Source organism: Arthrobacter sp. B6, from assembly GCF_001663775.1.
GTDB lineage: Bacteria > Actinomycetota > Actinomycetes > Actinomycetales > Micrococcaceae > Arthrobacter.
The window spans coordinates 2876696-2889647 of the sequence record NZ_KV467168.1 but is presented as its reverse complement, the minus strand read 5'-3'; the positions used below and the strand labels follow the sequence as shown (position 1 = coordinate 2889647).

At 65.0% G+C, this 12952-nt stretch carries 12 protein-coding genes; 9 read left to right on the top strand and 3 right to left on the bottom strand.

Annotated features, from left to right (window positions below; genetic code table 11):
* Positions 1–65: 65 nt before the first annotated feature.
* The 3 genes from AU175_RS12830 to AU175_RS12815 all read left to right on the top strand — a co-directional run bounded on the left by AU175_RS12830 (position 66) and on the right by AU175_RS12815 (position 4097).
* The gene (locus tag AU175_RS12830) at positions 66–758 is read left to right on the top strand and encodes a GntR family transcriptional regulator (protein ID WP_066289426.1); all 693 of its coding nucleotides are present in this window, start codon (positions 66–68) and stop codon (positions 756–758) included.
* 543 nt (positions 759–1301) lie between these two features.
* On the top strand, positions 1302–3506 hold the full coding sequence (locus AU175_RS12820; protein ID WP_066289416.1) for an amylo-alpha-1,6-glucosidase: 2205 nt from the start codon (positions 1302–1304) through the stop codon (positions 3504–3506).
* A 3-nt stretch (positions 3507–3509) separates the two neighbouring features.
* Positions 3510–4097, top strand: a complete 588-nt coding sequence (locus tag AU175_RS12815) for a GNAT family N-acetyltransferase (RefSeq protein WP_066289414.1) — start codon at positions 3510–3512, stop codon at positions 4095–4097.
* A 265-nt stretch (positions 4098–4362) separates the two neighbouring features.
* Here AU175_RS12815 and AU175_RS12810 read toward each other — a convergent pair whose 3' ends face one another.
* The gene (locus AU175_RS12810) at positions 4363–4689 is read right to left on the bottom strand and encodes a hypothetical protein (RefSeq protein WP_231938547.1); all 327 of its coding nucleotides are present in this window, start codon (positions 4687–4689) and stop codon (positions 4363–4365) included.
* A gap of 145 nt (positions 4690–4834) precedes the next feature.
* On the opposite strand from AU175_RS12810, the gene AU175_RS22405 reads away from it, so the two are divergent.
* From AU175_RS22405 to purM, 6 genes are all read left to right on the top strand, one after another.
* Entirely contained in the window at positions 4835–4996 is a 162-nt protein-coding gene (locus AU175_RS22405) for a hypothetical protein (protein WP_231938546.1), read from the top strand.
* A 449-nt stretch (positions 4997–5445) separates the two neighbouring features.
* The gene (uraD, locus tag AU175_RS12800; RefSeq protein ID WP_066291064.1) at positions 5446–5943 is read left to right on the top strand and encodes a 2-oxo-4-hydroxy-4-carboxy-5-ureidoimidazoline decarboxylase; all 498 of its coding nucleotides are present in this window, start codon (positions 5446–5448) and stop codon (positions 5941–5943) included.
* Positions 5940–6278, top strand: coding sequence for a hydroxyisourate hydrolase (uraH, locus tag AU175_RS12795; RefSeq protein WP_066289413.1), 339 nt, complete (start codon positions 5940–5942; stop codon positions 6276–6278). The genes uraD and uraH overlap by 4 nt, the downstream gene beginning before the upstream one ends.
* Before the next feature lie 91 nt (positions 6279–6369).
* On the top strand, positions 6370–6684 hold the full coding sequence (locus AU175_RS12790; protein ID WP_066289409.1) for a hypothetical protein: 315 nt from the start codon (positions 6370–6372) through the stop codon (positions 6682–6684).
* 71 nt (positions 6685–6755) lie between these two features.
* Complete coding sequence (gene purF, locus AU175_RS12785) at positions 6756–8438, top strand: amidophosphoribosyltransferase (protein ID WP_066289407.1); 1683 nt, start codon at positions 6756–6758, stop codon at positions 8436–8438.
* Positions 8435–9604, top strand: a complete 1170-nt coding sequence (purM, locus tag AU175_RS12780; RefSeq protein WP_066289405.1) for a phosphoribosylformylglycinamidine cyclo-ligase — start codon at positions 8435–8437, stop codon at positions 9602–9604. Before purF ends, purM begins: the two co-directional genes overlap by 4 nt.
* 153 nt (positions 9605–9757) lie before the next feature.
* On the opposite strand, the gene AU175_RS12775 is transcribed toward purM, so the two are convergent.
* Together AU175_RS12775 and AU175_RS12770 are read right to left on the bottom strand one after the other, a co-directional pair.
* On the bottom strand, positions 9758–11542 hold the full coding sequence (locus AU175_RS12775; RefSeq protein WP_082979138.1) for an ABC transporter permease subunit: 1785 nt from the start codon (positions 11540–11542) through the stop codon (positions 9758–9760).
* On the bottom strand, positions 11542–12936 hold the full coding sequence (locus tag AU175_RS12770) for an ABC transporter substrate-binding protein (protein WP_082979230.1): 1395 nt from the start codon (positions 12934–12936) through the stop codon (positions 11542–11544). The genes AU175_RS12775 and AU175_RS12770 overlap by 1 nt, the downstream gene beginning before the upstream one ends.
* Between the last annotated feature and the right edge of the window lie 16 nt (positions 12937–12952).

The window sequence follows — 12952 nt, the reverse complement described above, 5'->3', positions numbered from 1 at the left end:
GGGTTAGCAAAATCCAATACTGTCTAAGAAATGCAATCGGCCCGGAGTGAAGTGAGGGAACAGCAATGGCGGCAACTGAAGGATTGTTCGTACTGGAGGGAAGACCCACGGCGCAGCTGATCGCTGACCAGCTGCGCGAACAAATTGTCCAAGGGGTCTTCCGTCCGGGAGAGCAGATCAATGAATCTGTTCTGGCAAGCCAGCTCAACACGTCCAGGGGCCCGGTCCGTGAGGCGTTGCAGCGGCTGTCCCAGGAGGGGATCCTCGTCAGCCACCGCAACCGCGGAGTGTTCGTCCTGGAACTTTCAGACGACGACGTCAGGGAGATCTATGCAGTCCGCAAAGCGGTGGAATCAACCGCAGCAGACGCGCTGCTGAATGCCAGCCCGGAACAGGTCAAGGACACCTGCCAGGCCTTGAAGGCCATCATCAGCGACATGGCGAAGCAGGTTGCCGTCTCGGACTGGCAGGCGATTGCCCGGCTTGATATGCAGTTCCATACCACTTTCGTGGGCGGGGCAGGCAACACGCGCCTGATCCGGATCTATAAAACGCTGGCTGCGGAATCGAGGATGTGTATCCTCAACCTGGCAGTCGCCTATCCACGAATCGATGCCCTGGTGGAGGAGCATCAGAATCTTTTGGATCTGCTGGAGGCTGGCGAAGGGGAAGAACTCCACAAAGCCATCGAACGCCACATGCAGAAGGCAGTCGAGGATCTCACCACCAAACGGGACGAGACGGAAATCACTGCGTAAGAGCACGCCCCGTACATTGGCATAGGGAAGGCCGGCTCCTTTGGAACCGGCCTTCCCTATTTTGCCTAGTAATTGTCAACAATCGACGATAGACTTGAGGCGGAACCTGATTGCGTACCGCAAAGGACCACAGCGCGCCCGGGGAGCGCTGGACTGCCCCCGCATCACCAAGATCGCACCCCAAACCATTGAAAGGCAGAGAAGCAATGCGCCAAAGCCGTCGTGCAGCTACTTGGACAGCTCTCCAGCGAGGAGACGCCGTTAACCTCAACCGGGACGGCGTGGAGTGCCACAGCGGCGTCGTGGACGACCGAACTGATGATGGTCGGACTATTTGGGTCGTAGACAACATCGGTCATCGTCGAATGTTCCATATCGAGGATGATTACGACCTGATGATCCGCGCAGCTGGGGCGGCCTAGCACTCAGCCCATGCTGGAATCCTCCTGCAGGCAAGAGTAGCGTCGTACGGACAAGGCGATGCCCGGCAGCAGGATAGCGTGATGGTCCAACGGCCGGCAGTGATTCTTCAAAGGGGCCGGGATGGCTGGTTGGAACGCTGACACTGCTGCCGGACCTGTGGGCGCAGGGACGATCACCCTTGTGGAAGGCACGTCCTTCTGCATCTCCCTGCCCAACGGAGACATCCATCCCGAGTTTCCTCACGGTGTCTTCTATCAGGACACCCGCATTCTGTCCCGCTGGAGCATCACCCTCGACGGCCAATCATTGGAACCTCTGGCTGCCGAGACGAAAGAGCCGTACAGGGCCCTGTTCGCCGGCCGGGCCACCCGCCGGGACGGGTACGCGGACAGTCCGGTCATAGTGGAGCGGCTCCGGGAAGTCGGGGCAGGCATCCAGGAACAGGTCACCATCCGCAATCACGGGATCGAGCCGGTTCAGTGTGTTCTTGCCGTACGGGCTGAAGCGGATTTCGCAGATCTTTTCGAGGTCAAGGAAGCCCGCATCCAGCGGCGGTGGGAAGAGACCCGCCAGGTAGAGGCTGATTCGCTGAGCATCAGGGCTACGTGGCAGGACATCCGAAAGGGTATCCATGTCCAGGCCCCGGGTGCCGACGTCACGAGCGACGCCCTGACGTACAGCCTGACAATCGCGCCCCACGGCCAGTGGAGTACCATTCTTACTGCCATTCCCAGCGGTGGCGACGCTGCAGGCCCGCCCCCGCCGTCATTTAGCCACTCCGACGGCGATGGGTTATCCCCCCGGGACCGCCGCCGGCAGGAATGGGTGGCCAAGATTCCAAAACTGCACATGGCCAACCGGTCCATAGAGCGGACCCTGCGCCGGAGTTATGACGACTTGGGCGCGCTGCGCATCGAGGACCCAAACCATCCCGAGCGGGTTGTGGTTGCCGCCGGCGCCCCCTGGTTCATGACCCTGTTCGGCCGGGACTCGCTGTGGGCATCGGAGATGTCCATGCCGGTGGATCCGTCGCTCGCCCTGGGCACCTTACAGACGCTGGCAGACCGCCAGGGGACCGTGGTGGATCCGATCAGTGAGGAGGAACCGGGCAAGATCCTGCACGAGGTCAGGCTCGATGTTTCCAGCGGGTTGTCCTTGGGCGGGAAGCACATTTATTACGGCAGCGTCGACGCCACCCCGCTTTTCGTGACGATCCTTGGAACGGTGAGCCGCTGGGGCTTCGCCAAGGACACCATCGCTGCCCTCCTCCCCCATGCCGACCGGGCACTGGACTGGATCCGCAACTATGGGGACAAGGATGGAGACGGCTTTGTCGAGTATGAGCGGCTCAACCCCCGCGGCCTGATCAATCAGGGCTGGAAGGACTCCTGGGACGGCATCAATTTCGCCGACGGCCGCTTGGCCGAGGGACCCATCGCGCTCTGCGAGGTGCAAGCCTACGTCTATGACGCATACATGGCGCGCTCCTGGATAGCCTACGACGCCGGCGATGAGGCTTTGGCAACCCGGCTGGCCGATGAGGCAGCGCAGTTGAAGAGGCGCTTCAACGAACAGTTCTGGCTGCCAGAGCGCGGCTACTACGCCATTGCCCTTGACGGCAAGAAACGCCCCGTCGATGCGTGCGCGTCCAATATGGGCCATTGCCTCTGGGTAGGCCTCGTAGATAAAGACAAGGCACCGCTGGTGGCCGAACGGCTGCTTTCCCCGGAAATGTTCAGCGGCTGGGGTGTACGGACCTTGGCCAGCGATATGGGTGCCTACAATCCGGCGAGCTATCACAACGGGTCGGTTTGGCCCCACGACAACGCGGTCATTGTTGCCGGGCTCATGCGCTACGGCTTTGTGGAAGAGGCTCAGCGGATTTCCACTGCCCTGTTTGAGGCAGCCGATTATTCAGGCGGACGTTTGCCGGAACTGTTCTGCGGCTTCAGCCGGGAGCAGTTCGCTGAGCCTGTGCCCTATCCCACCGCGTGTTCCCCCCAGGCGTGGGCGGCCACAACACCCATCCAGCTCGTAACAAGCCTGATGCGCTACGACACGCATGTCTCGCGTGGCGGATTCTGGCTGGATCCGGCGCTCCCGGATTCCTATGGGGATTTGCACATTTCCAATGCCCCGATCGGCGGCGGCCGAGTCACCATCGACATCAATGATTCGGTACCCTCAGTCCAGGGATTGCCTGATGGAATGGTTTTCCATCAGGGTCATCGGCCCTGGCTGACTGAACTCGTGGAAGAGGCCGGGCTGGGATCGAAGGCAACCAAGATGTCCGGCGCCGGCCAGCAGGCCAGTAAACGGGTCTGAGCGATGCCGCTTTCCGCGATCGACGTCCGGCCGGCGACAAGGTTCGAGGACGTCAAAACAGTGGTGGGGCCCAAACGGCCGGACGCCAACGTGTGCTGGTGCCTGAGCTACCGCCTTCCCTCGAAGCAGAACATCGAGCTTCACGGGACGGCCCGGGGCGACCTGGTGAAGGAACTGGTGCGGGAGGACCCGCCGCCCGGAGTTCTGGCTTACGACGGCGGTGAAGTGGTGGGCTGGGCGGCTGTCCACCCGCGCTCGGACACGAGCTTTGCCCGCAACCGCCGGATTCCGCACGTCGACGACCTGGACGTGTGGTCCGTATGGTGTATCCGGGTCCGGCCCGGGCACCGCGGCACCGGAATCTCACACCATCTCTTGAAGGGCGCCGTAGACCTGGCCCGGAGTTACGGGGCGCCGGCCGTCGAGGGGTACCCGGTGGATAACAATGGCAGCAAAGTGGACCTGACCATGGCGTATGTCGGCACACGCAAGCTCTTTGAACGGGCCGGGTTTACCAAGGTGGCCGATACGGGTTCGGTGCTCAATGGATTCCCGCGCGTCTTGATGCGCCTTGACCTGCGCCGAGAGTGACCTGAGCCGGTCAGCGCCGGTCAGCGCTGATCAGCGCTTCTTCCGCCAGTGTTTCGGCCAGTCCTTGTCCACCAGCCACATCGCCAGGAGAAGCGAGTCAGCGGTCATAAGGAACGCAATGAGATACGCCCACCCTGTCATCCAACCCACGGCAATCTCCTGACCTGGTTAGCCCCAGCCACTCGATTGAGCTCAAGTGTGGCATGGAAAAGGCCAGGATGGAATGGTGCACTTCAGGCAGTTCAAGGCCGCTGCCCGGCGGCAGCTAGGCAGGACGCAGGACGCCGCTGCCGGCCGCGTGGAAAAGCGCTGACAGACGGCCGTGCGCTTTGGTTTCCAGGTTGAGCCGGTGGGTAAGCTTTTCCACCCTGTCGGAGAGCTCGGCACCGACCATCAGGCGGTCCCCGGGCCAGCTGGAGGACTCCTTGGAGTCAGCCAAGGCCTCGGCCAGCGCCTTCGCTGCGGCCCGGACTTTAAGAGCGTGGAAATACAAGCGGAGAAGTGCCCGGCTTTTGTCCACGCCCGCACACAGGAGCTCCCGCGTCCGTGACGGACGGCGCGCCGGTTCGAGCCCGCTGCTGAAATGTCCCATGTGGCTTCCCCGCCTTCCTCAAGCCGTCCAACGTCCGGGCCGGATTCAGGAGGCGCCCGGCCTGGATGTTGCTGCCTGATTCGAGTGTCACGGGCATTCCTCAACGTCTGCCCAAGCCAATGCCAAGATTTGCGCAAGATCAGCCATGCCGTCAGCCGCACCGGAAAAGTCTCCCGAAATGAAGACCGGCGTCCAGCCCACGCTCCTGCGCGCCAGGGTCAGCGCGTTCCATGCCAAGCCCCCGTTCGGCCCGATGGAACCGGGAACGCCCGACGACGATTCAGAGTCGGCCGCGGGCTGGCGCTGATCCAGGCGCTCGTCACCACGGTGACCTTTGAACGCCAGGACGGCACCAATACGTGGGTCCTAACCAGGACGTCCCAGGACTAAGGGTTTCCCCGTCGTCGTCCTTTAGCTCTCCAGCGGCTCCGGCGGGGTGAGCCCTAGGAAGGGCTCCAGGCGCGACTCGAATTCGCTGCTAGCGGCTCCGTTCGGGTTCTTCTCGTTCCCCAAACTTCCGGCGAGGCCGTGGCTCTTCCGCGATGTTACCGGGCCGGCCCGTCTATTGCTCCTGTAGTCTCTTGACACCACCGGCGCCGTCGACTTCAATATTACGTATGCTGAAATAACAGTTCCATGATGCGGAAGCTTCGAGTTGCGCGGGACCATATCCTGCCTGCTGAAGCCGCCGGATAGCCGGTCCTCCGCATAGCCGTCACCATGGATGCCAGCACCTGCAACGAGGAACCAGCCAGCATGAAGCTTGCCGAATTCAACAGCGCGGACACGGCTGCGGCCGCCGCCGCGCTGAGACCCTGCATCGACGTCCGGCGCTGGGTTGAGGCCATCACCAACGCCCGCCCTTTCGCCTCCCGGGCAGCACTCCTGGGCTTTGCCGCAGACGCCGCGTCGCCCTTCACGGCAGCCGAGGTTGAAGCAGCCCTGGCGCACCACCCCCGGATCGGTGAGCGGCCGGAGGCCAACACCGCCGAAGCCTCTATGTCCCGCTCGGAGCAGTCGGGCGTGGATCCCTCGGACAACGGGACCGCCGCTGCACTGGCTGCCGGCAACCGTGCCTACGAGGAGAAGTTCGGCAGGGTGTTCCTGATCCGCGCTGCCGGACGGACGGCAGCCGAAATCCTGGCCGCGCTCCACACCCGGCTCGCCAACTCACCGGCCGAAGAAGACGCCATTGTCGCCCAGCAGTTGCGTGAAATCGCCGTGTTGCGGCTCGAAGGAGTGATCAGCGAATGAGCGTTTCCCACGTCACCACCCATGTCCTGGACACCGGGGCCGGACGCCCGGCTGCGGGAGTCGCCGTCGTCCTTTTCCATCAGGATGGCGACACCTGGCACCAGCTCGCCGGCTCCGTTACCGATGCCGACGGCCGGGCGAAGGACCTTGGGCCCGAGCAGCTTGCGCCCGGGCGCTACCGGCTCAACTTCGGCACCGGTGACTACTACGCCGCCCTGGGCACGGCCACGTTCTTCCCTGAGGTTGACCTGGTCTTTGAGGTGACGGGCGTGGAGCACTACCACGTGCCGCTGCTGCTCAGCCCGTTCGCCTACTCCACCTACCGCGGCAGCTAATTCCTGCGAGTTTTTGTCCACTTCTGGCGACTTCGGAGCCCGTTTGGGGTCATTATGTGGACAAAAACTCAAGGGAAGTAGGCTTGATGGCATGGCTTTTGAAGAAACCCCCGCTGAACGCCGCGAGGTCACCGTCCGCCGGGCACCCAAATATGTGCCCTTCCTCATCCTCGGTGGCCTGGTGGGCGTCGTGGTGGCTGCACTTGTAGCGTACGGACTCCCCGGCGATGAGACCTTTGACCGCGGCTCGGTATTCGGGTTTTTCATGGTGATGTTCGGTGCCGGCGGTGCTCTTTTGGGCGCCGTAGCGGCCCTCCTCCTGGACCGGCGGAGCGTCAAGCGCCAGCAGCGCGCCATCGTGGAGGCCGTCCCCGACTCGGAGCCGGACGACGGCACAGCGCCGTAGGCACAAGCGCCGGCACAGTCACAAACGCCGCCGCGGAAAAGTCTTACCCCATGTCGTGAGATAATCGACCAGTGGCACGCGGCGATGGAAAACTTTCTCATGATCTTCTCCCTGGCGAAAAAGGCCCTCAGGACGCTTGTGGCGTTTTTGGGGTCTGGGCACCAGGTGAAGAAGTAGCAAAACTCACCTATTACGGGCTGTATGCACTGCAGCACCGCGGTCAGGAGTCGGCTGGTATTGCCACCAGCGACGGCAAGCGGATCAACGTCTACAAGGACATGGGGCTCGTTTCCCAGGTCTTCGACGAGACCACGCTGAACACCCTGACCGGGCACCTGGCGGTGGGACACTGCCGCTACTCCACCACCGGAGCCAGCCACTGGGCCAACGCACAGCCCACCCTCGGAGCCACGAGCACCGGAACCGTGGCCCTGGCGCACAACGGCAACCTGACCAACACGGCCGAGCTCAACGCCATGATCCTGGAGCGCAACGGCGGCCAGCTCAGCGGCGAAATGAAGCAGGGCAACACCTCAGACACTGCCCTGGTCACGGCGCTCCTGGAAGGCGAAGAGGGCAAGACCCTCGAACAGACCGCCACCGAGCTCCTGCCGAAGATCAAAGGCGGATTCTGCTTCGTCTTTATGGACGAAGGCACCCTCTACGCTGCCCGCGACACCTATGGCATCCGCCCGCTGGTCCTTGGCCGGCTGGAGCGCGGCTGGGTGGTCGCCTCCGAGCAGTCCGCCCTGGCCACCGTGGGTGCCAGCTTCATCCGCGAAATCGAGCCCGGCGAATTCATCGCCATCGACGAGGAAGGCGTGCGTTCGCAGCGCTTTGCTGAGCCGACGCCGGCCGGCTGCGTTTTCGAGTACGTTTACCTCGCGCGCCCGGACGCTGCCATCGCCGGCCGCTCCGTGTACGAGTCCCGGGTGGAGATGGGCCGGCAGCTGGCCCGCGAAAACACCCAGGAAGCGGACATCGTCATCCCCGTCCCGGAGTCCGGCACCCCTGCCGCCGTCGGCTACGCCGAGGAATCCGGCATCCCGTTCGCGCACGGCTTCGTCAAGAACTCCTACGTTGGCCGCACGTTCATCCAGCCGTCGCAGACACTCCGGCAGCTGGGCATCCGGCTCAAACTGAACGCCCTTGAGTCCGTGATCCGCGGCAAGCGCGTAGTGGTGGTGGACGACTCCATCGTCCGCGGAAACACCCAGCGGGCGATCGTCCGGATGCTCCGCGAGGCCGGCGCCGCCGCCGTCCACGTCAAGATCTCGTCCCCGCCCGTCCAGTGGCCGTGCTTTTACGGCATCGACTTCGCCTCCCGCGCGGAACTGATCGCCAACGGCGCTACGATCGAGGAAATCTCCCAGGCCATCGGTGCCGACTCCCTGGCCTACATCTCCGAAGACGGCATGATCGGCGCCACCCAGCAGCCCCGCGAACGCCTCTGCACCGCCTGCTTCACGGGCAAGTACCCCATCGAGCTCCCGGCCTCGGACAAGCTGGGCAAGAACCTGCTGGAGCGCACCGACCTCGGCGGCCTCACGCCGTCGCCCTCCGCCTTCCCCGGCGCCACGGCCGCACTGGCTGTTTCCTCCGTCGACGACGGTGCGGACCCGGCCGAGAAGTCCGGGGCCACGGGCTGCGACCCGGGCCCGGATGCCGAATTCGAGAACCTGCTCACCGAAGCCGACCTCGTGCCAGACGTACACGCCGCCACCACCGGCGCTGACAAGAAAGAGTCCGTATGACTTCCGCAACCCCCGCCGCCGGTAACGCTTCAAAGAGTCCCGCGGGCATCACCTATGCCTCCGCCGGTGTTGACGTCGAAGCCGGCGACCGCGCCGTCGAGCTGATGAAGGGTGCCGTGAAGGCCACCCACAACTCCTCCGTGATCGGAGGGGTCGGCGGGTTCGCCGGGCTGTACGACGTTTCCAGGCTGCTGACTTACAAGCGCCCGCTGCTGGCCACGTCCACCGACGGCGTGGGCACCAAGGTTGCCATCGCCCAGGCCATGGACATCCACGACACCATCGGCTTTGACCTCGTCGGCATGGTGGTGGACGACATCGTGGTGGTCGGCGCAGAGCCGCTCTACATGACCGACTACATCGCCTGCGGCAAGGTTGTCCCCGAGCGCATCGCGGACATCGTCCGCGGCATCGCCGCAGCCTGCTCCGTGGCCGGCACCGCCCTGGTGGGCGGCGAAACCGCCGAGCACCCGGGCCTGCTGGGCGAACACGAATACGACGTCGCCGGTGCCGCCACCGGTGTGGTCGAAGCCTCAGAACTGCTGGGCCCGGACCGCGTCCGCGCCGGCGATGTGGTGATCGGCATGGCCTCCTCCGGCCTGCATTCCAACGGCTACTCCCTGGTCCGCCGCGTCATCAACCACGCAGGCTGGGCCCTGGACCGCCAGGTTTCCGAACTGGGCCGCACCCTGGGCGAGGAACTGCTGGAGCCCACCCGCGTCTACGCCGCTGACTGCCTGGACCTGGCCCGCGCCTTCCCCGTCAGCGGCTCCGCCGGAGGTGCAGCCGTGCACGGCTTCAGCCACGTCACGGGCGGCGGCCTTGCCGCCAACCTGGCCCGCGTGCTTCCGCAGGGCCTGGTGGCCACCGTGGACCGTGCCACGTGGGAGCTGCCAGCCATCTTCAAACTGGTCTCCGAGCTGGGCAACGTCCCGCTGGCTGACCTGGAGCGCACCCTGAACCTCGGCGTCGGCATGGTGGCCATCGTCTCCGCCGAGGCCGCCGACGCCGCCGTGGCCCGCCTTAACGACCGCGGCCTGCCGTCCTGGATCATGGGCACCGTCACGGCCGACTCGGACTCCATCCTCAAGTCCGGCCCGGACTACGTCCAGGGCGCCAAGGGCGTCGACGGCGGCGCTGTCCGCCTGGTCAACGCGTACACCTAAACCCTCAACGGGTGCTCCACTGCCGCCCTTTTGAATCCTGAAAACGGCGGTTGGGGCACGCAGGCAGGGTTTCTTGGCCGAGCTTGCGAGCGAGGAGCCGGCCAGCAGCGCTCGATGGCTCTTAAGGGGGTCCCGAGCCCCTTGAGGGCTCCCCTAGAGCTGGGCCGGCGACGCTTGCCGTGCTGCGTTGGCATCGGTCCGGGTCCGCCCGTCCACGCGCGAACTGGTTCCCAGCCCTGCCAGTGCAACGGCCAGCACGGAGGCCAGGACGAGCGCGAGGGCCGGGGCGAGGACAGTCCACGGAGCGCGCTCCACGTAGTTGATGCCTTCAGCCAGGATTAGCCCCCACTCCGGAGTGGGCTGCTGGGGTCCAAGGCCCAGGAATCCCAAGGCCGCAAGCGCCAGCGCTATCCCGGGAAGTCTCAGCATCGCGTGGCGGAAGACGGGGCCCACTACGACGGGCAGGATGTAACGGACCAGCACCCCGCCCCGGCCGACGCCCAGCACCGGAAGGATCTGCACATAGGGCTGCGCTCTTGCTTCCTGCGCCAGGGCTGCCGTGTGGGCGGCAAGGGGCGCCCAGCTCACCGCCGCCACTGCGAGGGCCGCACCCTGTGCGGATGGTCCGATAAGGGCTGCGACAACCAGCCCGGCGAGGATGGGCGGGGCAGCATTGGTGACTTCCAGCGGACCCGTTGCCGCCAAAGGGAACAAACCAATAGCGACTCCCACGACCAGACAGACCAGAACCACCAGCAGCGCTGTCCCCAGCGTAGTGACCGCTCCATGCCCCACGCGGGCCAGGATGTCCCTCCCGCTCGCGTCAGCCCCGAAGGGTAGCGTCCAGCCAGGTGGGGCCAGCCGGGGGTGCGCGGACAGGAAGGGATCCCGGAGAAGGCCCGCTCCGATGATGAGCAGCAAGGCAGCGGCAGTCACAGCGGGCACGGCCAGATCACGGCGGGTCCGGAACCCCTGCGCTGCCGGAACGGGGACGGTTCCAAAGCGGATGGCCGGCCCGATCAGGAAGTACCTCAGACCCGCCGTTACGGTTCCCACCGCAACGGCCAGCCCCATCAGGGCCAGCATTCCTGCCTGCAGCGTCGGAATATCCTGGGCGCTGGCAGCGCCGAGGACGGCGCGGCCCAGGCCAGGGATGGCATACACCTTCTCAACGGCCACCGCACCACCGGTAAGACCGATCAGCACAAGCCCGATCTGGGGCAATACTGACGGCAGGGCCCGGCGGAATACCGCGCAAGTGATCTTCAACCTGCCGGCCCCGGCCATCGCCCAGCTGCCCACCCACCTCTCAGCAAACGCTGCGCGAAGGGAATCCGACAGGAGCAGCCCGATCAGCCCGCCCCCCGGGATGCCGAGGGACAGTGCCGGCAGGACGGCATGCTGCAGGCCCAGCCAACCGTAAGGCGGAAACCAACCCAGCCAGATGCTGCCCGCCACCAGCAGGACGGCGGCGAGAAGGAATTCCGGTACAGCCGTCAGCGCCGCCGCGAAGGCGCCGGATGCCGGTCTCTGCCGTCGCCGATGACCTGCGATCACGGCCGGGACGCAGATCGACAACGCAATCAGGACAGCGATGGTGATGGCGAATCCCATCAACGTGATGGAGACGCCCAGGGCAGCTCCGATGCCGGGACCCACCGGCGTATTGGTGATCCAGGAATTTCCAAAGTCGCCTGCCAGCACGTCCTGCAGCCACGAAAGGAAGATCCTCACGGGACCCTGGTCAAGGCCAAGTTCCTCGCGGATTGTTGCCAGCGACTCGGGTGTTGCTTCCCTGTCTGCATAGCGGGCACGGAGGATGGTGTACTCCGCCCCCCTGCCTGAAAGCCACGGCAGCAGGCCGACCAGGAGGACAAGGGCGAGAAGGGCAATGACCCGCGAGGCTGTGACCTTGATGAAGGCAGGTCCCATGCGCATTAGCCGGAGATGCCTGTCCGGCTGGTAACGAGAGCCCGTTCACGGGGATCCCGTTCCGCGCCGCGGACTTCGGCAGACTCGCCCTGGATGACACGCTCATGCAGCAGCGGAATTGCCGCATCCCGCGCAAGAATGAGGCTCTCGACGGCGCCAATGGCGGCCCTGCGCTCCGCACCCGCCGGGATCGCGGCGGCCTTGGTGAGCGCCGCATCAACATCCGGGTCGCAGAACTGCGAGATATTGAAGGAACCGGCGCAGGAAAAGTCGCTGTAGAGGTACGCCACCGGGTCTCCGGAATCGAGCACCGTTGCGCGTGAGAGGATAAACGCATCAAATTTGCCGTCCAGCGCATCGGCCTCAATATGCTGGTACTCGCGGACTTCCTGTTCCACGACGAACCCGGCAGTCTCCAACTGCTGTTCGAGCTGGACGGCAACTTCCGGAAGCTCTGCCCGGTCCGTGAACGTGCCCAGCCTGATGGGGGTCCCCTTGACCGCAGTGGCCGCCACGCGGCCCGCAAGGGCGGCGGTGTAGGCGTCATTGCCCCGTTCGTCTGCGGCCCAGGGCAGTGCCGGTCCAAGCAGCCCTTCCGCCCGGTCCGCCCGCCCTTCATAGACCCGGTCCACGATGGTCCCCCGGTCGACCGCCTCACGGGCTGAGGCGCGCAAGGCAGGATCTGCAAAGGGCCCTGAGGCGGTGTTCAGATACAGCGTATTGGTCCGCGGCATGGGAACTTCGTGGATCAGCTCCGGATCGATCTGCGCCGCCTGTCCCACCGGAATGGACTCAACAATGTCGGCGGTCCCGGTCCGGAGGGCTGCTGCCCGTGCAGTTCCGTCCGGCACGAACTGCACGTCAATCCCGTCCGCTTCGGCTTTCTCGCCCCAGTAACCGTCAAAGCGGTCCAGGCGTGCCGACGACGTTCCCTCCACGGACACGAGCTTGAAGGGTCCCGTCCCCGTATTGACAGGGTCCACCACTCCGCCCTCCTTGTAGGCTGCGGCAGCGAGGATGGCGAGCTGCGGGCTTGATAACCGCTGGGGCAGCAGGGGATCCGGCGTCTGTGTTGCCACAACTACCGCACCCGGCCCGTCCACGCGGACTGAAAGCTCCACCCCGTCCAGGATCCTGGGCTTGGGGCTCGCCTTGGCGGCGGCGGTGATAGAGGCAGCAACTTCGGCGGATGTCAGCAACGTCCCGTCGTGGAAGGTGACGCCGCTGCGGAGCTCAAACCTCCAGCTGGTCGCATCAAGCTGCTGCCAGGCGGTGGAAAGCGCAGGTTCCGCGTCACCCAGTTCGTTGAGCACCACCAGCGTTTCGGCCGTCTTCCAGCGTGAGAGCTTAAAGGCATCGTCGCTCAACGGCGTCAGCCCCGAGCGCGGCGGCTGCATCATGGCCAGCTTTATGCGT

Coding starts and splice junctions, on each gene's coding strand:
- AU175_RS12830 (WP_066289426.1), top strand. CDS start 66: ATGGCGGCAACTGAAGGATTGTTCGTACTGGAGGGAAGACCCACGGCG.
- AU175_RS12820 (WP_066289416.1), top strand. CDS start 1,302: ATGGCTGGTTGGAACGCTGACACTGCTGCCGGACCTGTGGGCGCAGGG.
- AU175_RS12815 (WP_066289414.1), top strand. CDS start 3,510: ATGCCGCTTTCCGCGATCGACGTCCGGCCGGCGACAAGGTTCGAGGAC.
- AU175_RS12810 (WP_231938547.1), bottom strand. CDS start 4,689: ATGGGACATTTCAGCAGCGGGCTCGAACCGGCGCGCCGTCCGTCACGG.
- AU175_RS22405 (WP_231938546.1), top strand. CDS start 4,835: ATGCCGTCAGCCGCACCGGAAAAGTCTCCCGAAATGAAGACCGGCGTC.
- uraD (WP_066291064.1), top strand. CDS start 5,446: ATGAAGCTTGCCGAATTCAACAGCGCGGACACGGCTGCGGCCGCCGCC.
- uraH (WP_066289413.1), top strand. CDS start 5,940: ATGAGCGTTTCCCACGTCACCACCCATGTCCTGGACACCGGGGCCGGA.
- AU175_RS12790 (WP_066289409.1), top strand. CDS start 6,370: ATGGCTTTTGAAGAAACCCCCGCTGAACGCCGCGAGGTCACCGTCCGC.
- purM (WP_066289405.1), top strand. CDS start 8,435: ATGACTTCCGCAACCCCCGCCGCCGGTAACGCTTCAAAGAGTCCCGCG.
- AU175_RS12775 (WP_082979138.1), bottom strand. CDS start 11,542: ATGCGCATGGGACCTGCCTTCATCAAGGTCACAGCCTCGCGGGTCATT.
- AU175_RS12770 (WP_082979230.1), bottom strand. CDS start 12,936: ATGATGCAGCCGCCGCGCTCGGGGCTGACGCCGTTGAGCGACGATGCC.